This window comes from bacterium, from assembly GCA_035281585.1.
GTDB lineage: Bacteria > UBA10199 > UBA10199 > DSSB01 > DSSB01 > DATEDP01.
The window spans coordinates 36,341-57,103 of record DATEDP010000069.1 but is presented as its reverse complement, the minus strand read 5'-3'; the positions used below and the strand labels follow the sequence as shown (position 1 = coordinate 57,103).

The 20,763-nt window shown below is 63.1% G+C and carries 9 protein-coding genes; 6 read left to right on the top strand and 3 right to left on the bottom strand.

Annotated elements, in window-relative coordinates:
- The first annotated feature begins 105 nt into the window (after nt 1-105).
- Nucleotides 106-1,188: a hypothetical protein gene (locus VJR29_05265; GenBank protein HKY62812.1), complete on the top strand. Its 1,083-nt coding sequence runs from the start codon at nt 106-108 to the stop codon at nt 1,186-1,188.
- A gap of 12 nt (nt 1,189-1,200) precedes the next feature.
- Here VJR29_05265 and VJR29_05260 read toward each other — a convergent pair whose 3' ends face one another.
- The gene (locus tag VJR29_05260; protein HKY62811.1) at nt 1,201-2,304 is read right to left on the bottom strand and encodes a LuxR C-terminal-related transcriptional regulator; all 1,104 of its coding nucleotides are present in this window, start codon (nt 2,302-2,304) and stop codon (nt 1,201-1,203) included.
- 139 nt (nt 2,305-2,443) lie between these two features.
- Here VJR29_05260 and VJR29_05255 point away from each other — a divergent pair, with 139 nt between their 5' ends.
- From VJR29_05255 to VJR29_05245, 3 genes are all read left to right on the top strand, one after another.
- Nucleotides 2,444-3,415 (top strand): hypothetical protein, encoded by a 972-nt coding sequence (locus tag VJR29_05255; protein HKY62810.1) that lies wholly within the window; start codon nt 2,444-2,446, stop codon nt 3,413-3,415.
- A gap of 115 nt (nt 3,416-3,530) precedes the next feature.
- Nucleotides 3,531-3,773: a type II toxin-antitoxin system prevent-host-death family antitoxin gene (locus VJR29_05250; protein HKY62809.1), complete on the top strand. Its 243-nt coding sequence runs from the start codon at nt 3,531-3,533 to the stop codon at nt 3,771-3,773.
- Entirely contained in the window at nt 3,770-4,186 is a 417-nt protein-coding gene (locus VJR29_05245; GenBank protein HKY62808.1) for a type II toxin-antitoxin system VapC family toxin, read from the top strand. Before VJR29_05250 ends, VJR29_05245 begins: the two co-directional genes overlap by 4 nt.
- 13 nt (nt 4,187-4,199) lie before the next feature.
- On the opposite strand, the gene VJR29_05240 is transcribed toward VJR29_05245, so the two are convergent.
- Nucleotides 4,200-5,291, bottom strand: a complete 1,092-nt coding sequence (locus tag VJR29_05240) for a LuxR C-terminal-related transcriptional regulator (protein ID HKY62807.1) — start codon at nt 5,289-5,291, stop codon at nt 4,200-4,202.
- A gap of 135 nt (nt 5,292-5,426) precedes the next feature.
- On the opposite strand from VJR29_05240, the gene VJR29_05235 reads away from it, so the two are divergent.
- Nucleotides 5,427-6,527 (top strand): alpha/beta hydrolase, encoded by a 1,101-nt coding sequence (locus tag VJR29_05235; GenBank protein ID HKY62806.1) that lies wholly within the window; start codon nt 5,427-5,429, stop codon nt 6,525-6,527.
- Nucleotides 6,528-6,614: 87 nt separating this feature from the next.
- On the opposite strand, the gene VJR29_05230 is transcribed toward VJR29_05235, so the two are convergent.
- Nucleotides 6,615-8,324, bottom strand: coding sequence for a hypothetical protein (locus VJR29_05230; protein HKY62805.1), 1,710 nt, complete (start codon nt 8,322-8,324; stop codon nt 6,615-6,617).
- Between the two features lie 366 nt (nt 8,325-8,690).
- Between VJR29_05230 and VJR29_05225 the strand changes: the two genes are divergently transcribed.
- A complete protein-coding gene (locus tag VJR29_05225) occupies nt 8,691-20,657 on the top strand; it encodes an FHA domain-containing protein (GenBank protein ID HKY62804.1) in 11,967 nt (3,988 codons plus the stop codon).
- The last annotated feature ends 106 nt before the right edge of the window (nt 20,658-20,763 follow it).

The window sequence follows — 20,763 nt, the reverse complement described above, 5'->3', positions numbered from 1 at the left end:
GCCGAAGCCTTATGGCGCCGCGCTCGGTGAGGCAACGATTTTTCATTTTACTTTCCTTGGCTCCATGCCATCGCATTCGCCATGAAGTCATGGCTCGGGGGCCCGATGGCCTTACTATTGTCTTGTCTTTCCGCCTGCTCCTCCCATCCGGCCAGCCCATCGCCTCCCGATAGCGCGGCCCCGCCTATTTCCGAGCAACAGGTCGAAGCTCCGGCCGGGATCTTCGCCCTCGACGGTGCCGGCGGCACTTTTCGGGACGGCAACCTGGTGGATCGCGACTTCGTCTCCGGCTACGCCTGGCGCTACGGTTGGCATCTGCTGGAGCCCACCGCCGGCGTCTATGCTTTCGATCCCTTGGACCACATTCTTCGCGCGGTGGAGGAGAAGGGCCAAAAATTGGCCTGGATCATCATGCCGACGGGCGACTCCACTCCGGCGGTGCCGGATTATGTCCTCCAAACCAGCGCTACCTGGACCGATGCTTTGGGCCAAACTCAAGTGCTGCCTTGGGATCCTTATATGCTGGAGCGAATGGGAGCTTTTTTGCAGTCGGCTGCCAACCGCCCCGTCCCGGGCACTTCGACGCCGCTGCGGGATCATCCGGCCTTGTACGCCGTCAGCGTGACTTTTCCAGGCTTGCCAAACCTCGCGGTGCGCGATGGTCCCCGAGGCTCGATCGTGGACATTCCGGGTTTCTCGCGGGAAGCGTTTCTAGATTCGGTGGTCGCCATGCTCTCGATGGCTCAGCAGGCCTTCCCAAGGCAGCATCACTTCTGCGGATTGTGGAAGATCCGGGACGATCCCGAAGCCGGCGAGCTATGGGAGGAACTGCAAGATCGAGTCTTGGCCGAATTGCCCTCCACCGGGTTCTTCCAAGACAACTTGGCCGCTTCCCGTCCTTGCGCCGGTTGCGAGCCCTTGACCGGTGCGCCCCATGTCGATTTTGCCGCCCCGCTGACCCGGGCCCAAGGCCTTCGTTACACCGGCCTGCAAGCCTTGACGAGCTGGGTCGAGCCTTTTGATTCCACCAAAGCGGAAAAGGTGGCCTATGGCACGCCGATGGACGGGATGGCCTATGCCCTAGAGTCCTTCGGAACCCGCTACTTCGAATTCTACGCCAAGGATCTGGACCAAGCGGAATGGCAAGATCAGCTGCGAGCTTGGGCCAACAGCCTCGCCGGCGAATAAATAAATTCGGCATTATTCCTCGTCGTCGGAGCGGAAGGGCTTCAGGCCATTGGCCAGCAGGGCGGCTTGGAAGCGCGAATTCAGGCCGAGCTTGGCCAGCAGGTGAGTCACGTGGGAATGGACGGTGGTGCTGGCCACGAAAAGCCGGCGGCCGATCTCCCGATCGGTGAGGCCCAGAGCCAGCAGCTTGAGCACTTGGGTCTCGGCCGCGGTCAAACGGTGACGGGCGGCAAGATCGGCCAAATGGGGGGAGATTTCGGGATCTTCCAAGTCGGCCACCACGAAGTAACCGCCGCCGCGGGAGCGGACCAAGCGCAATTCGGCGGGGATCGCCGCCGAGCCGGAGCGCGGAATCGAGATCGAGGAGCCGACGCCGTTCGGGGCGCGGCCCTTCGCGGCCAAATCGGCCAAGCGCCGGGCGGCCTGGCTCAGCGCCTCGGGCAAGGCTTTCTTTCCGGCGCCCAGGCTGAGCAAGGCCCCGGCCCGATCCGAGGCCCAGAGCAGGGCGCCGCTCGAGTCGAGGGCGAGGGACGGTTGGGGGCTGAAATCGAGCATCGATTCGAGGAAGGGCTGAGAGCGGAGCCTTTCATCCAAGCGCGAGCTGCGGCGGACCAAGGCTTCCAGCGCCGGCAACATTCCACCCAAGATCATTCGCTCGCGCTCGCTGAAATCGGGTTGGCGGTCGGTCCGGGCCAAGACCATTCCGACCATGCCGGGCCCATGCATCCCGCTGTCGTTGAGCCGAAGGTGGAGGAAATTGTCGAAGCCGTAGTGGGTCGAGCATTCGGTGTGAGCCGGATGCTTCCGGTGCCATTCGGCCCATTCGGGAACGCTGGCGGCGTGGAGGATCCAGGGATTCAAGCGGCGCAGGGCCCGCTGCATCGGGTCGACCGCCAGATATTCCTTGGCATAGATATAGTGGCCTTCGATCAAGGAACCGGCGATCGGGAGCAGCTTGCCCTGATCGTTGCAACGAAATAAAAGTGAAGTGCTGGTGTCGAGAAGCCGATCGATCAGCGGCAAGATTTGCGAGCCCATGTCCTCCAAGGTCAAGGCCTCGTAGGAAGCCCGAAGGATCTCGCTGTTCAGCTTTTCCTGTTCCCCCTGAGTCAGCACGGCAGCCCCCCGAACCTCCGCAGTTTAGACGAGAGCCCCTCTCACATCAACCGTGAAAAATCATCGGACCTGGCGAAGATGCGCCGGCGGCCAATCGGTAGAATCGTTGGGCGTTGGACATTTTAAAAAGGAGAATCCCATGCTGCGCAACGTAGCCAAATTATTCGTGTGTCTGCTGTTTCTGGCCGGCGCTTTCACTCCGCTTTCGGCGAAGGCGGGAGTGATTCACGCCAAGGGTGGAGCCAGCGACGACTTCCAGCTCGATCCCGAGCTCACCCTCAACGACCCCGAATTTCTTTTGGGGGCGGTCATCGAACGGGACCGCATCTATATGTCGGCCCGCGAAGGCTGGCAAAGCAAGCACATCCCCTTCAGCTTCGACGAGGCCGGCTTGCCCTATGGCGGCGGCCTTTATCTGTTCGACACCCAGGAGGACGCGGAGAATTTCGCCTCTTGGCTCAGCGAGGAGTTCGCTCTCGACGGAGTCCTCATCCTCGAGCGGCCCTACTTCCTCGACGTCAAGGCCTATACCTACAAGGTGATCGGGGCCTATCAATTCGGCGATTACGACTACAAGACCGATTCGGCGGTGGTCCGAACCGAAAGATGGACCACGCCGCGCGGCCCCTTGGTCGAGCCCTTGCTCAAGACCCTCTGGCCCTTGGTGGTGCTCGAAGCCCATGCCCGCCGCTACGTCGCGGTGTGGATGCTCTACAACGAGGACGAGCAGATCGTGAACCTGGTCTATTTCGACGACCGGGTCGGCCCTTGGTCGCCGCCGGCGCCGGACTTTGCCAGCCTCAACGCTCTGGCCGACGACGAGACGATGGGGCCGCTTTTCGATCTGCTGCACTGGCCTAAGATCTTCGACCGCACTTCCTGGGTCCTGACGGTTTGGTATCCCTTCGAGGCCGGCGATAGCGGCGAGGCGGCCCTCTGGCCGAACTCCCCGCCCTTCCCCGCGGGCTTCATCGGCGACGGGATCTGCGTGCCGAGCCAAGGCGAGGATCACGCCACCGCGCCCGACGACTGCTTGGAGACTTGCGGCGACGGTGTGCCGCAGGCCGGCGAAGATACGGCGAATTGTCCGGGCGACGTTCCTTTGGAATAGTTGCCAGGTTATAGGGCGCGCCGGGTCCCGAACGAACCGCGGGGCCCGGCGTCTTTTTCGCCATCTTGACCGAATTGGCAATTCAGACTAGATTAAGACCAGAATGGAGATTGCCATGGAAGAGATAGGTGTTTACGAGGCCAAAACCCATTTGCCAGCACTTTTGGAGAGGGTTGCGAAGGGCGAAAAAATTACAATTACCAAACATGGGAAACCCATTGCCTTATTGGTCCCCACCCTAACGGAGAAAAAAAGGTCAATTGAAGAAGTCATTGCTGAGTTGAAAAAATTTCGCAAAAGTCAGCCGAGAATTTCGCAAAAAGAAATTCGAGCCTTGATCGACGAAGGTCGGCGGTGAGCACTTTTGTCTTGGATTGCTCGGTTACGATGGGCTGGTGCTTTCGTTCCCAAGCGAATGGCTATACCGATGAAGTTCTCGATGCGATGGGTGATTCCAAAGCTGTCGTGCCCAGCATCTGGAGCTACGAGGTTGCCAATGCTCTGTTGACTGCCGAGCGCAAAGGGACACAAACCCGCGCCGAGTCTATCCACTTCTTGAATTTACTAAATGACCTCCCAATATCGGTCGTTCCGGAAAATCTGAAAGAGTGGAAAGATTTGCTCCTTTGGATGGGGAAGACCTACGGACTTTCGGGCTACGACACCGCTTACCTTTATTTAGCAATGGATCAGGGGCTTCCGCTCGCCTCACGAGACCGAAAAATGATGGCGGCTGCCAAGTCCGCCGGCGTGGCAATCTACCAACCTTAAAATTTCTTTCGAATCATTCCCGGTCGGCTCCGCCTTCGGGCCGGATCCCGTGGGCCAGCAAGGCGGCTTGAAGCCGCGAGCTCAGGCCGAGCTTGGAGAGAATCCGGGTCACGTGGGAATTGACCGTGGCCTTGGTGACGAAGAGCCGCCGGCCGATCTCGCGATCGCTCAAACCCAGCGCGATCAATGCCAGGACTTGAGTCTCGGCCTTGGTCAGGTGGTGGCGCCGGGCCGTTTCTTGGAGCAAGGGCGGGATGCCGGGCTCGTCGAGCTCGGCGACGATGAAGTAAGCTCCGCCGCGGCTTCGGACAAGCCGCAAGTCGGCCCGGAGCGGCGGCGGCTGGCGGCGGGGGACGGCGACCGCGGTCAAGGGAAGAGCGAATTCCGAATTTTTGGCGGTGAGCGCCGCCAAACTGCGAGCTGCCTTGGCCAGCGGGTCGGGGACCGAGCGGTGCTCGCCGAGCAGGGCCGCGGCCCGCTCCGAAATCCAAACCAAGCCGCCGCGGGCATCGAGCACGATCCGGGGATGGGCGCTGAGATCGACCATCGATTCGAGGTAGGGTTGAGCCCGAGCCCGCTCGTCCAAGCTTTCACTTCGCCGGGTCAGGGCTTCGAGCGCCGGCCGGATGTCGGTCCAAAGGGCTTTTTCCCGCTCGCTGAAGTCGGGTTGGCGGCGGGTCCGAGCCAGGATGATTCCGACTTGGCCGGGGACGTGCATTTCCTTATCGTTGAGCCGCAGCGATAAATAATTGTCGACGCCATGATGAGTCGCGAACTCGGAATGGACCGGGTGATCCAGCCATTCCCGCCACTCCGGGCAGCGCGGGCCGTGCAGGACCCAAGGCTCCTGGCGCCTTTGCACCGGCTGCATCGGATCGTGGGACATGTAATGCTCGGCGTAATAAAGATGGGCTTCGACCAAGCCGCCGCCGACTCCGATCATCTCGCGTCTCTCGTTGAAGCGATAGAGCAGCGAGGTGCTGGCATCGAAGAGCCGGTCGATGAGCGGCAAGACCCGGCCGCCGAGATCCTCCAAGCTGAGGGACTCGCAAGAGCGGCGAAGGATGTCGCCGACCAAACCGCATTTTTGAGTAGGATTCAGCAAGGCAGCCCCCTACGGCCGATTATCTTAAGAACTTCCCAAATCGCCGGGCAATCGAAAAATTCATTATTAGTAGGGATGAGCCCGAACGAGCCCGAAGTCTATACTCGATCCTCAACTTGCAATTCAGGAGGGATCATGAAACCACTCAAAAACATCGGAATGCGGGTGGCCCTCGTCGCAATCTTCGCGGCCGGCCTTCAAGTCATGACCGAGCGAGAAGGGGGTGCCGTCATTTTCGAAGATCAGGCAAGCTGCGAGGCCTTCAACGTCCCGGTGAGCCTGCCCGGCGTCGCCGAAAACGCCACGATCTACGGCGAGCTTTGCCGGCCCCAGGGCGCGGCTCCCGACACCGTCCAATTGTTGGTTCACAGCACTTGGTACAATCACCGCGAATGGGATCCGCCCCAAAAAAAATATTCCCACGTTCGAGCCGCCAATAACGCCGGCTTCGCCACCTTCAACATCGACCGGCTCGGCACCGGCCGCAGCAGTCATCCACCCAGCCATCTGGTGACGCCGGAGCTGGTCGTCGACGCTCTCCACCAAGTCATTCTGGCCTTGCGGGCCGGCGAGCTCGGCGGCCACGCCTTTTCCAAGGTGGTGTGGATCGGCAGCTCCTTCGGATCGGAATACGGTTGGATCAACGCCTTCAAATATCCGGGGGACATCGACGCCTTCGTCCTCAACGGGCTGTTGCACTTCACCAAGGCCACCTTCGCCGATTTCGCGATCGGAACGGCTTCGCTCTCGGTTTGCCAGGACCCGGTCTTCAAATTCATCGAGGAAGACTGCGGCTACATCACGAACAAATTGGGGATGAAGGGGCCGCTCTACTACTACGAACCGGAAGCGGCGCCGGGAATGCTGGAGGGCATCGACGACATCTTCTTGCGCGACATGGTCTCGGCCAACTTGCTGGCCGGGAGCCTGCCCTACGTCGGCATCGTCGGTCCCCAGCTCCCGACGGTCCCTTTCGTCGTCGATCCCGAGACCAGCCCCTCCCGGGCCATCCAAGTGCCGACGCTCATTGTGCTCGGCGACCGCGATCAGATCGTTTGCGGCCCGCCCGACGGCCTTGAGTGCACCCGCGACAACATCTTCGCGCTCGAAGCCCCTTATTTCGGAGTCACTCCCGACGTCTACATCGCGCCGAACACCGGCCATGCGGTGACCCTGCACAAGAGCGGTCCTCAAACCTACAAGGTCATCAACGATTGGATCGCAGCTAACTTATAGACACCTTGCAGGGTGAGGGACGGAAAAAAAGGCCGGGCTTCGCTCCGTGGGGGCGCGAGCCCGGCCGATTTTGCATCGAGTCTCCGATTAGAATCTCGCGCAATACTTGTTGGTCAAATCGACCACGAAGGCGGTTTCCTGATCGGAGTAGATCTTGCTTTGCTCGCCGATGGCCGTCAGGGCTTCGGCGCAATATTTTTTGCCCTCGGACCTTTGGCTCGGGCTGGGCTCGGCCTTGACCCGCCAGCCGCTGTAGGGCCGGGTGCCGGGGAGGGAGGTTTTCTCCAAGAGCCCGGCGAAGGCCATCAGCAGCCGGGCCTTGGCGACGTTCTGCTGGCCTTCGCGGCGCAGGGCGCCGGCGCTGGCGTTGAAGTTGTCGACCTTGGCCTCGCCGCTGATCGGGTCGCTGTACTCGACCTTCAGCGCGAAGCTCTGGTCGGCCTTGGCTTCACCGAGCAAATCGAGCAGGAAAAGCTGGGAAGTGTTGGCGAAGTAGTGGATGGCCTGGACCTTGGCCTTTTCGGTCGAGACCTCCTCGCCGTAGAAGACGTCGAGCTTCACCGGCTCGGGGAAAGTCGCCTGGAAATGAACGTCGCGGGCCACGGTCTCGAGCAAGCTGACGAAATCGCTGCCGAAGACCCGGGGCAGGGCCTCGCGGAGCCCCAGGAAGAGATAGGCGCCTTTGCCCTTCTCGGTCAGGGTGTCAAGCAGCTCGTCGTTGAAGTCGAGGCCGACGCCGATGCCGCTCAAGGCGATCCGTTTGGTGTCGTAGTACTTGCCGATCGAGGCCATCAGGTCGGGCGAGAGCTCGCCGGTGTTGGCGATGGCGTCGGTGATCAGCAGGACCCGGTTGATCTTCTCGGCCTCATAGAAGCGTTCGGCCAGCTTGTAGCCTTCGACCAAGCCGTCGTGGAGAGCGGTCGAGCCGCGGGGCGCCAGCTCGTCGACGGTTCGGTCGTAGCCGGCCCAGGCGTCGCGGCCGACCACGAAGCCTTCGATCGCGTTGCAGGTCTCGTGGTCGAACTCGACGACATTGAGCACGTCGCCGTTCTTGAGCTGGGCCTTCATCAGGGCCAAGCCTTCCTTTAAATACTCCATCTTGCCTTGAGCCGCCATCGAGCCGCTCTTGTCGACGATCATGGTGATGACCGCCGGCCGGCGCTGCTCCTTGGTCAGGGTCCGGCCTTGAACCGCCAGGGCCAAGGTCTCGCCTTTTTCCCGCGGCGCGAGCTGGGCTTTCACGCTGAAAGTTTGGCCCGGCACCACCGGATAGGTTTGGAAGTGGAAGTAATTGAGAAACTCATGGGGCCGAACCTCATTGCGGTAGATCGGGAGAAAATTGTTGATCGCGTAGAGCAGGCGCTGGGCGCTGGCCAGGCTCATCGAATCGTCGTTGGAGAGGTAGACCTGGGAAGCCCGGCCGCTGTCCTTGTCGACCTTCTTGCCGGCTTGATGGACGTCGAGGCCCTCGCCTTTTTCCTCCGGCCTCGGAGCCTCGCGCAGGAGGTTGCTGCTGGCCCGGGCCTCGGCTTCGGCCTGGGGCTTCGCCGGCGCCGGCGGGGCGCTTTTGGCCCGAGCCATGTCGGCGGCGCCGCTGGGCCCGCCGGCCATGCCGACGCTGGCCGGAGCGCTGGCCCTGGGCATCGGCTGGGGGGCATAGTAGCCCTCGGCTTGGGATCGGACCGCGCAGCTGCGGATGACCGCCGCCGGCGTCGCCGCAGCAGCCGGCGGAATGGCCAGGGCCGAGCAAGCGAGGGTGGTAAGGGTCAGTAAAGAAGGAAGGGGGGATCGAAACATAAGGTCTCCTCAGCGAATTTGAGGTCGGTGACGAAGCGGCGCGGGAAAGAGGTTTTAAATTTCCGGTTCCGAGGGGAAAATCCTATTCCCCCTCCTTTGTAAGGAGGGGGTCAGGGGGAGGTAGAGCCTTGGCAATTTTGCCGACGCCGCCATTTTTGCGAGACCCTCTACCCCTCCCTGACCCTCCCCTTATAAAGGGGAGGGAAAATACAATAATTTCAAGTCTGAAAGGCTCCACCCCCTTGCTGAAATGGACCTTGAAAAAAATTTCCTCCCCGGCGCAATGTCGCCTTAGCCCTCGGCCGATAAAGGATTGGCTAGACGGGTTAACAGGCGCTCCTTGCTCCAGGGGCGAAAAGGGGCTCGATGGGTAACACCATCCAAAAATCCGACTCGGCATTTCTTTCCTTTTTGGAGCGTCTTCGCGAAGCAGGGGTCAAGGACAAGGACATCGACGGGGCCGTGGCCGACACGGCTCGTGGAGGCCCCACTATCGGCACTTGCAAGGTTCCCGGCCCCGGCGACGGCCGGGTCGAGCGAGCCGAAGTCTTCGCTCTGGCCCTGAACAACCTTACCAAGCACGGCGACAGCATCCGCCGCTTCTTCCACCAGATCGGCTTTACCGAGATCGAACAGCTGCAGAATGACGGCCAATTCAGCGCGGCCTATCGCAAAAAGGTCCAAAGCGAATTGCTGGGCAGCGAGCCGCGCCGCTCGCTCAAGGCCTGGCCCAATCCGGACAAGCTCAAACCCGACGACCCGAAATACGCCAGGGAGCTGGCGACCTGGGCCCTGGCCAACACCCGTTTGGGCTTGCTGCCTTTCCACGAGCAGATGGAGGTCTTCAAGAAATTCGGCGTCGCGGAAGCCGCGGCCAAGCCGACCTTGGTCAAGCATTGGCAAAACCTCACCCTGCCCAAGATTCTGGCCCAAGCCTCGGTCTTGAAGGGCGAGGACCTGCTGCTCGAAGCCCGCGACCGGCGCCGAGTCGGCGGCAAGCGCGAAGCCCAGGAGCTCGAAAGCACAGCCCATCGTCTTTTCCAGACGGCGGTCGAGCTCGACGGCAAGAATCCCCAGGCCCGGCTGCGCCTGGCCGAGTCGCTGGAGCGGAAGGAGCGGTTCAGCGAGGCCGGCTTGCATTATGCCCAAGCCATCGTCGACGGAGTTTCGCCGGCCGAAGTCGACAAGATCCTGGAGCGGCTTTCCTTCGAATCGGGCCGCGAGATGCTCGGCAAGCATCGCGACGCCTACAGCTTCGTCGGCGCCCATCTGATCGAAGCCGGCCGTTACGTCGAGGCGGCCGCGCTCTATCACCGGGCGGCCGAGGCCGCCACCGATGCCGGCCAACACCAGAAATCGCAGCGTTTCACCGAGCTGGAGATGCTGGCTCAGGAAAAGTTCGCGCCATTCACGACGGAGTTCACGGCCGATTCCAACCCGGTGGCCCAGGCGCTCTACGCCAGCTTGCGCGAGGCCGGGATCCCCTCGGGCCTGATCGACGGGGCCTCGGGCCGGGAAGGCGACGTCCCCGACCAGAAGATCAGCGCCGCCGAGGTCTTCGGCTATCTCGACTCCCATTGGAAAGATAAGCGGGTGCAGCGGGCGATGGACAAGATCGGCTTCGAGCTGCCCTGGCTCAATTCCAAGGGCCGCGTCAAAAAGGAGTTCGACACCCCGGATTTCACCAAGCTCCACTTGATGCAGCGCTATGCCGCTTGGCACCAAGCCAAAGTCGAGCGGCTCAAAGCCGACGGCTTGGGCGGCGACTCCGGCTTGATCGAGAAGCACCTCAAGTTTGCGGTCCACTGCGATCCCGAGAATGCCGCCCATCAAAAGGCGCTGGGCGATTTCTATTTGGGCCAGAAGGACGGAACCAAAGCCAAGGCGGCCTATGCCGCCGCCCAGGCCGCCGATCCGACCCGCAAGGACCTGGCATTGCCGATGGCCCGGGCCCTTTCGCTCAACGGCGAAAAAGGGCCGGCGCTGAAATCCTACCAGACTTATCTGGCGGCCTACCCCAAGGACGAGGCCGCCAAGAAGGAATCCGAGGCCGTCAGCTCGGAATTCCTGGCCGAGCGGACCAAGGCCTTCGACGGCCAGCTCTCGGCCTTCAAGTTGCTGACCGCGACCCATCCCGACAAGGCCGAGCAGGCTTTAAAGGATTTGGAAGCCACCTTGGGCGAGCTTCAATCTTTGAAATCCAGCGGGCCCGAGCAAAGCTACGAGCGGCTGCTCCGCACCCAGGAGTATTACAAGGCCGCCATCGCCTTCCGTAATTCCCGGACTCCGACCCTCAGCTTCTGGGATTCCTCGCCTTACGATAAATACCAAGCTCAAACCAAGGAGCTGGAGCGGGCGCTCGACACCGCCAAGAGCGACGTCACCGCCCTGCTTGAAGGCGAGATCCGCCCGGCCATGATCGCCAGCGGCGTCTCGACCGGCGATGAGATCGCCATGGCCAAGCTGGCGCTGCGCATCGACCGCGAAAGCGGGAGCCCAAGCGATTTGGTCCACGACATGCAGACGGCCATCGCTTTGGTCCAAGCTCTGCCGCCCTCGACACCGGCGGCCGAGAAAGCCGAGCACTTCGCGGCCCTGCTCCGCGAATGGAGCGATCCGTCCAACCTCGTCCGGAACAATCTTTTCGCCCAAGGCGCCACCGGCATCAGCCCGACCGAGGTCCAGGGAATCGGCGAGGATTTGAAAGCCGGCATTCTCAACAGCAGCCCGGCCGAGCAGCGTCCGGCGCTCACCGCTTTGATCGACAAAACCCTGGCCGGCGACATGCCGAAGATCCGGGTCTATCTCGCGCCCGGCGGCCTGGCCAAATACCTTGAAGAGAGCCAAGCCACCGACACCGCCTTCGCCGAAGCCAAGGCCCTGAAAGATCCTGCGCAGATGCGCGGGGCCATGCTCGAGGTGCTTGCGAGCTATGCCAAGCTCGGCCGTTCGGCCGAGGTCGATGCGGTCTTGCAGGCGGTGGACGCGACCTTCACCGACCAGAGCAAGGGCGAAGACCGGCTCCAGATGACCACCGCTTTGCTCGGCGTCTTGCGCGGCAGCGGCCTGCCCCAGGAAAAGAAATTACGCGAGCAGGGCGACATCCTGGCCCGGCAGATGGCGGTCTGCGTCTCCGATCCCAGGGTCAATGCCCGGCGGCGGATGGCCGAGGTCGCCTATTATTCCAGCGTCGGCGACAGCAAGAACTTGGAGGACGCCCAACGCGGCCTGGCCCGGGTCGCCGACGACCTCTTGAATTTTCTCCACGGCGGCAATCCCCAGGCCAAGATTCCCAAGCCGACCGATGCCAAGACTCGGATCGAGCTCGCCTCGATGGCGGTGGAAATCGACATGGCCCTGCTGGGGCTCGACGCCAAGGACGCCTCGGAATCGAAGACCCGGGGTGTCGCCGCGCTGTCGGTGAAAATCCCCCGCTTGGAGGTGCTCAGCCGGGAAATCTCCAAGGCCACCGACCTTCCGCCGGAGGAGCGGGTGGTGGCCCTGGGCCTGCTCCGCCGGGCCAGCGCCAGCTACGAGCCCTTGACCCAGGGCGAGAAGCCGCTGCTCCCGGCCACCGAATCGAAGAAGCTGGTCGCGCTCAACGAGCTTGCCGACTCCTTGATGGCCAAGAGCTTTGACGAGCTCTTGCAGCAGCCGGCCGAGGCCAGCCCGGCCCAGCAGAAGATGGCGGCGAAGATCGCCGAGGATTTCAAAACCCGTTACCGGGCCGCGGTCAAGGCCGGCGATCAAGCTTGGCTCTCCAACCTCACGCCCCAATCGATCAAGGAATTCGCCGAGTACTCCCAAGGCGCCCACGCTCTGCTGCTCGACGCCGCCGAGCTCAAGGGCCCCCGCGGCTTCGAGCGCCGCCTCCAGGCGGCCAAGATCTTCAGCGAGCTCGGCCTGGGCGAGCGAGTCCAGGAAAGCCTGGAGCCGGTCAAGCTCTACGTCGTGGCGATGAAGGATCCGCAGGCCAAGGCCGGCGCGCTTTTCACCTTGGCTCAGCTCTATCAAGGCGGCGGAAGGAAGGCCGAAGCCGAGGAGATGTTTGGCTCGATCGAAGCTTTGGGCGCCGCCACCGGCGCCGGCCCGGCCTTGAAGGAAATGGGCACCCTGGCCACCGGAATGCGCCAGCTCAATGCCGGCGACATGCGAGAGGCCCAGGCGACTTTGGCTTCGATTCCGGAGAATCCCACCGCCCAATTGCTGCTGGGGGCGCTGCGCCAGCACAACGAGAGCCGCCGGCTGGCCAATACGGTGGGGGTGCTGCGCTCGATCGGGCTCAATTTCCTCGAGCGGGGCAAGGACTCGACCTTTGGCGGGTTCAGCCAGCAGGAATACGAAAGCATGAAGCGCGACACCATGGCCGGATGGGACGAGGTCCAGCGCTTGGTCGCCAGCGGCGAGGCCGCCAACATCGAGCAGGCCATCGGCCGGGTCGCCGGCGATTCGCGATTCCCCGGATTTCGCACCGGTTTCTCCGGAAATTACGGCGCCGATCCTCACACCTCCGACACCAGCGAATTCCACGTCGCTTCCAACGTCGGCTACTTCTTCATGGCGATCAACAATCCGACCTGCAGCGATGTCGATTTCGGAAGGGCCGCGCTTGCCTTGGGCGAATCCTTGAGCGCCGACGGCTACATGATGGCCAAGGCCGGCATTCTCGACGTCCTCAAGGACGATCCCGACGTCGGATCGGCCGCCCGAAAATCGCTCGATGGGCTTCCGACCGAGGCCAAAATCCGGGGCGGGATCAACATCGCTTGGAGCGTCATTTCCTTCGCGGCCGGCCCCGCCGGGATCGTCGCCGCCAATTCCACCAGCAGCGCCGGCGGCGGCGACTACGTCGAGAACGTCGCGATGGCCTTGGTGCCCTTCGGGATCGCCCGAAGCTTCGCGGTCGGCGCCGAGGCGGTCTACGTCGCCCGGGCGGCCAGCCTGATCCGGAATCCGACCTTGTTCAAGGCCGGCGGATTCTTGGTCGGCAAGAGCGCCGAAGCGGCGGGCTTCACCCTCGGCAACATGGCGATGCTGACGGTGCTCAAGGGCAAGACCGACCAATGGACCCTGGGGCACTTCGGCCAAGAGTTCGGCATGATGCTGGTGACCTTCGCGCTGCTCCACGGCGCCGGCATGGGACTCAAGGGCCTCGGCGGCTGGAGCGGCCGGGCCCTGGGCCGGGCCGAGGCCGACATGGCCCGGGCTTTGGAAACCGGATCGGGTTTGCAAGCCGCCTCTTTCCGGCTTCGCTTCACTTCGGGAATGAACTCGGTGGCCAAGCATGGGATGACCGCCTGGGGCACCCGGGTCTTGGCCTTCACCGGCGCCGAATATTTCAACGAGGCCATCGGTCTTAAGCCGGCCGAACCCGGCGTTCCCTTCTGGGCCCGACTGCTGACCAGCGCGGTGATGGATGCCCAGATGATCGTCGCCGGCCGCAGCATCGACGCCCTTTCCGGCGGCCGCATCGGCAAGATCGAGAAAGCCAGCCATCAGAAATACGCCGAGCATGAGATGAGCTACGAGACTCAGCGCCTCTTGCCGGTGGTCCAGGGCATGGGCTTCGATCCGGCTTCGCCGGCGGGAAGACAAGCGCTACAAACTTTGCTCGCTTCACGCTTCGGCGGCGAGAGCTTCGCCGCCATCGCCAAGCGGGCCGAGTCCGACCAAGCGACCTACGAAAAGATCGTGCAGGAGCAGATGGGCCTCGATCCGAAGAGCGGCCAAGGCAAGGAAGCCATGGCCCTGCTCTTGGGCTATGCCCAGAATCATCCTTTCGCCGGGCCCGGCCGCCCGATCGCCGCCGCCGAAGTCGCCAAGCACAGCGCCGAGTTTTTCGATTCCGCCACCAAGCTCTTGCAGGGCGCCGGCCTCGAGCGTCACGGCGCTCCGCTCCACGGACTCCGCCAGGGCTTGGTCGCCTTCGCCCTCAAGACCGGAATGGACCCGGCCTTGCTCGCCGAATACGCCAAGCACGCCCCGGCTTTGAAACCTTCCTTGAAGAAGGCCGCCGAAGCCGCGCTCGGACCCGATGGCCTTCGCACGCCCGAAGGCCAGTCTCTGATCGGCGAGCTCCTGGTCTTTTCGATGTTCCGGGCCAGCTCGCCCGACAAGATGGCCGAGTCGCTGGAGCCCTTGTTCCATCCCGAAGTCGGCCGCGACCTCCACCGTTCCTTGACCGCTCAAGCCGAGCTGCTGTTCGGCAAGGGTGGCGAGGAAACCCCGGCCGGCCGCCAGCTCATGTCCTTCCTGCTGTTGCGGGAGGCTCACGCCGGCGAGTCCTTGGCCGATTTGCCGACCCGGATCGGCTCGGGCAAAGAAGTCTTGGCCAATGCGCCAATGCTGGCCACCGTCACCGGCTTGAGCAAACCGGCCGAAAGGCTGGCCTTGGCCCGCTGGGCCCTGGAAAAGGGTCTGACCGGCGAGAACATGAAGGGCCTGACCCGGCTGGTGGTCAAAGGCCGGCTCGAGCTGAAGCTCAGCGGCGCCGGCATTCAAGTCTTCCATGTTCCCGAGGGCCAACGCTCGGCCAAGGCCAAGGAAGTTTTGGACCGGCTGCCCGAGCTGCCGGCGGATCTAGTCAAAGCCGACCGGGCCGGCGACGCCAAAGCCGAGCAGGAAATTTTCCACGTCACCGACGATATGATCATTCCGCTGGAGCCGCCGCCGGTTCCGGAAAGCGCCCTGCCCAAAGTCACCGACGATATGATCGTTTCGGTCGAGCCGGCCAAGCCTAAGGACAAGCTGGCAGCCAAGGAAGAAGTTCTCCCGGTGACCGACGACATGATCGTGCCCGAAGGCGACACCACCAAGAAAGTTCCGGTCGAAGCTCCGACCAAAGTGGTGAAGGGGCTCGAAGGCGACGTGACCAAGTCGATGAAGCCGCCCCTGTCGAAAGCCTTGGCCAAGGAAAGCGCGGACGGCGACAGCACCAAGGTCATCCGCAAGAAAGCCGTGAAGGAGGAGACTCCGATTGGCGACACCAAGGTCGAACCCTTGGCGGCCCGCCGTGGCGGCATGCCCGAGCCCAAGGTCGAGGCCGGCGAGGGTGGCCCGGTGCTCGGCGATAGCCGCTCCTCAGCCAAGGAGTTCGGCGCCAAGCTGAGCTCGACCGACGGCAAGATCGACCTGAGCCTCGACTTCAGCCAGAGCAACGTCCTTTATCTGGGCGGTCGGGCCGGCCTCCGCGAGACTTCAAGCTCGCTCGAAACGCTGGATTTGCCCCAGGCCGAGATTGCGATGGTCAAAAGCGGCGGGAAAATCGCCTACCGCTTGAAGGCCCTGGCCAAGGGCAAGGTCGAGGTCTTCGATTCGGCCAAGGGCTCCTGGAAAGAGATCGCTTCCGAAGGCCTCCCGCTCAAGGCCGGACAGCGTCTCCGGATCGGCGGCGAGGAAGTCCATTGGGAGCCGCCGGTGGCTCGCCTCCAGGCGGTGGGAGCGGGCGATCCGCCCTTCACTAAAGCGACTTTCGATGCGCTCTTTCTGGCTCGCGGAGCCGAGAGCGTCGAGCTGGTGGCGCTGGTCGAGACTCTCAACACCGGAACCAAGATTCCCGAGAACGGCTGGATCAGCAGCAGCGCCAATCCGGCCTTGCCTAACATGGCCCACAGCCCGGTCTACGGCACCTGGAAGCACTTCAGCCAGGCCGAGACCAAGCTTGACTACGAGCAGAACGGCCGGGCGATGAGCGCGATCGCCGAATACCGAGTCGAGATCCGCGGCGAGCAGCGCCTGGCCGACACCGTCGCCCGCCTCAAAGACCAATACAAAGAGCGATTGGTCGCGGTGGAAGACAGCGCCGGCCGCGGAACCACCGAATTTATCCTGCGGCGGCCCGGGCCCCAAGCCGACCAGGGCCTGATTCGGATCGTCCTCCAGCCCAAGGCGCTCAAGCTCCCCAGCGCCGACGAAGCCCGGCAAGTCTTGGCTGATTTCCGCAAGAACGATTTGCCCGACTTGTTGGCGGTCCTCGGCGAGGCCAAGACCACTCAAACCGGCTTGCCGGCCGGCACCGATTTGCGCAGCCGCTATGCCCAAAGCGTTCTCGACATGGTCGGCTACATCAAGGGCGGCGAGGGCAAGGAAGTTTTCGGCAAGAACCTGGAGACCGCCATCGAGGCCAGCGAGAAAGCGGCCAGCCCCGAGGATCGGGCCCGGGCCAGCGAGGAGGTGGCCCGGTTGGTCGCCTATCTCCGCGACGTGCCGATGCTCAAGGTCGAAGAGAGCTTGATGCATCGCAGCGCCGAGTTCCGCGATTTGACCGACATCGGACAGGCGGTCAAATGGCTCGAAGCCTCCGATGCCAAGGCCGGCAAGGCCGCTTGGGAGGACTATTCCCAGCTCGCCAAATACGAAGTCGAGCTCCGTACTTTGAGCCAGGAGCTGCGCCACCAGATTCCCCAGGCCGAGCAGAAACCGGGCAACCAGGTCTACGACGAATACGTCGCGGCCCGCGACCGGCTGGACGGGGCTCTGGGCCGCTTGGACAAGATTCTCAAGAGCTACGAAGGCAGCGAGGCTTACGTCAAGGATCAAGCCGCCCGGGCCGAAGCATTCAAGAGCAGCGCCAAGGAGGAGGCGGTTCTCGAAGTCACCGAGGACATGCTGGTGCCGATGGAAGGCGACACCAAGGTCGGCCGGACTCCGCCGAAGGCCAAGATCGCCGGCGCCAGCGACAAGGGCGACGATCAGCGGATCTTCAACCAAGCCGAGATCGCCTGGCTCGGAGTCTTCGGCGTGGTCGGCGCCGAAAACCTGGCCAATCCCAAGAGCGCCGAATATGGCCAAACCCTCTTCGCCGGTCTCGAATTTGCGCTGAAAAACCCCAGCACCGACCCGACGCACAGCGAATGGGCGATCACCCGCTTGGTCGCCGCGCTCCGCCACACCGCCCATGCCGAAGGCGGAGAGTGGAACACTTGGGTCCAAGAAACGCTGAATCCAACCTTGGCCGCTTACGGCCGCGGCACCGGCGGAGCCAAGCTGCGTCCGATACCTTTGAGCGCCGAGCAGCAGGGCTTTTTGAACGGCTCCCATGCCGAGATCAGCGCCGACAACGTCATGGACGTGATCGGCATGGTCCGGGCCAATTCGACCCAGGTCGCCACCCGAAAATACCCCCGGGCTTTCGCGCCGGAGCCTAAGGGCGTGGAAATCCTGAACCTGGCGATGCGGCGTTACGGCGCCCTGATCAAGGCCCAGGATCCCCAACTCCACGAATTCCTCCAAGGCTTCCTGCCCAAGACCAAGGCCCAAGCCTTTCCAGGAGCCGATCCGGCCCAGGGCGATCCGGTCGCGGCCCGCCGGGCCGCCGCCGTTCCGGTTACGGAGCCGGTCAAGCTCGGCAAGCTCGAGCTCGACGCCGGCCAAGGCCTGGGGGCCGACTTGGCCAGCTTCCAGAGCGACCGGGTCTATCTTTCCGAGACGGTCAAGCTGCCCGGCGTGACGATGACGCCGGCCCTGCGAGCCGAATTGAAAAAGGCCGAGTCGATTTTCGAGCATGGCGGGATGATCATCGAGCTTCGTCCCGGCAAGCCTTTGTTGATGGAGCGGATGAGCGGCGCCGAAACGATGAACGCGGTTCCGGCCGGGCCCGAGGTCGTCAAATTCTACGATATCTGGAAAGCCGAGCGGAGTTTCCAGCCGGTCGATGCCGCGACCGCCAAGTCGGCTTACACCGAGCTCAAGGCCCGGACCGATCGCCTGGGCATCAAGCTCTTCCTCGGTGAGGAGCAATCGCGCGGCAGCAAACGCGCCGACCTCGAGGGCGAAATTAAGCAGCACGGCGACGCCCTCGCTTATCTCAACCAGCTCATGAAGCTGCTGCCCGACTCGATGCTGGCCAACATGCACCTTAAGCAGATCCACCTGAGCGTTCCGCGCCAGGGCGCCGGCTTGCTCAGCTCCTACGATTCCGACACCGGCGCGGTTTATCTCTACAGCGGCGCCTTCACCGGGTCCCGCCGCTATATGTCGGCCCTCTTTTTTCATGAAACCGGTCACTCCACCGCCGAGCGCTACAGCACCGGACCGAAGGGCGACCCGAGCATTCCGATCGAAGTTCGCCAAACCATGGAAAGCGCCCACGCGACCCTGGTCAAGTCCGGCGCGATGCTCGGTCTCGACTGGGCGGCCGGCGCCAAGGATCGCGCTTCCTATCAGGGCTCATTCGACGAGTTTTTGGCCGAGCTGAACTTCATGTACGTCACCGCCGGGCCCAAGCTTCGCCAGCACATCGAGTCTTTCCCCGAAAAGTCGCGTGAACGGATGGCCTGGGATTTCGTCTATTCGGAGATCCGGGACCGAGTTTTCCAAGGCCGGGAGTACGACTACAGCGGCCTGAAGCCGACGCTCAAGCCGGTGGCGGCCGAAGCCAAGAGCGAGCCCAATCGGGATTTCATTCCGACCAAGGACATGGCCGACGGGTCGATCTTGGAGCTGGTCCTCTCACCGGCCACGGACTCGGCATACCAGACCAAGGAGCCGCACATCCTGATCCCGGCCGATCCCTCGGTCAGCGAAACCCAACTCTTCGGCATTCTCACCAAGAAAGGCGCCGACCTTTGGTTTTCGCCCCAGCAAAGAAACATTCGGGTCACCGATGCGGCCGGCAAGCTGAAGGGGCTGCGCGGCAGCCAGAGCCCGGTCAAGCTGGAGAGCGGCGATACCGTCGAGGTCGGTTTATTCAAGTTCAAGTACGACGGCGAGAAGCTGGCGCCCGACGGGACGCTGGCCATGCGGCGGGTCGATCCCCAGCCGGTGGCGGCTCCGAGCACCGCCGAGGGGGTGCTGCAAGACAATACCCCGACTCAGCCGCGCCAAGGAACTTACAGCCGTCAAACCACCGCTGAGTACGGCTCGGTCTCGGCCCATACCGACGAAGGCGTGGGCTACAGCAAGCCGGGCAAGCCGCCGGTCAACGAGGATGGCTTCCTCCAAGGCTCGAATTGGGCCATCGTCCTCGACGGGATGGGCGGCATGGGCAGCGGTGACAAGGCCAGCGCCGTGGCCGGCCGCGAATTCCAACGCTTGATGGAAGACCCGGCCTTCAACACCGGCCGGGTCGAGAACTTGGTGGATGCGATGGTGCAGGCCGGCGACAAGGTCAACCTCGAGGTCAACGGCGGCCCGGCCATGAGCGCCGAAAGCGGCACCGCCGCGGTCGCGCACCGCATCCTCAAGCAGCCCGACGGCAGCTATCAAGTGCAGCTGGCGGTGAGCGGCGACGCCGCGGCGATCATTTTCCGGCCCGACGGCCACGGCGGCTATGAAATGCGTTTTCGGACCGAGGAGCAGTCGGCGGTGGCCGAGGGAAGACGGCTCGGGGAGATCACCAACACCTTGGTGGCGAGGCGGAATCACCTCGCCAATGTGGTGACCGGCGGACTGGGCCTGAACAAGGTCGCCAAACCCCAGGGCTACACCCAGACGATTGCGCCGGGCGAGCGGATGCTGATGTTTTCCGACGGGATCGGCGACAGCTTCAGCAAGGAAGAGCTGGGACATATCCTGCGCGGCGCCAAGTCGGCCGAAGAGGCCCAGACTCGAATCGTCGAAGCGGCCCACCTCAAGATGACCCGTTTGAAAAATGGCCGGGCGGCTTTTAGGGACCCTCAGCAGATTTTGGGCTTGCCCGACGGCCAGAACGGCATGATCGGCGCGGTGGCCGTCGACGGCTTGGCCGGTTTCTACATGGGCAAGGACGGGACGATCTACGGCCGGGTCGTGGAGTTTCGCGACGGGGCCGGCAGCCGCCAATACGGGATCGAAGTTCCCTGGGCCAAGGGCCAGTATTACACCGAGAATGCCCGGGGCGAGGGGGTCGTCGTCGCCGGCACCTTCAGCTCCGACCGCGGCTATTACGGTCCGGTCGACAAATACAAGGCCGACAACCTGACGGTCCACGCCTATTTCCACGACGTTCCCGGGGCCAAGGCGCCGCCGGGCCGGGTCAAGCCCGAGCCGGCCACCGACCCCGATCAAACCCAAGTCTTCCTCCGGCCGGCCAAGGCCAGCCAGGGATCGGACGGCAGCTGGAGCTTCTCGCTGCAGGGCAAGCAGACCATCGCCCTGGGTCGGAACGTCAAGGAGGGCCAGATTTTATTGACGGATCAGACCGTGTCCCGGGAGCACGCCACCATCCTTCTCAACCAGGGCGAGTATTTTATCTACGACAAGGGTTCGACCAGCGGGACTTTTGTCAACGGGCAGAGGGTGCCCCGCGACGCCTCCTTGGTCATGCTGCCCGGAGCCACGGTCCAGCTCGGGAATTCCGTCTTCACCTTCCAAATCATGAGCGACGGATCGGCCCGGTTGACTCCGAGCAACTAATCGGCTTTCTTTCCGAAAACCGCAATTCAGCCATTGATTTTTGGGGGCAACATGCCGATGCGCGAAGCGGCGGCTATTCCTGCAATTATTTCGGGTTCTTCGGCGC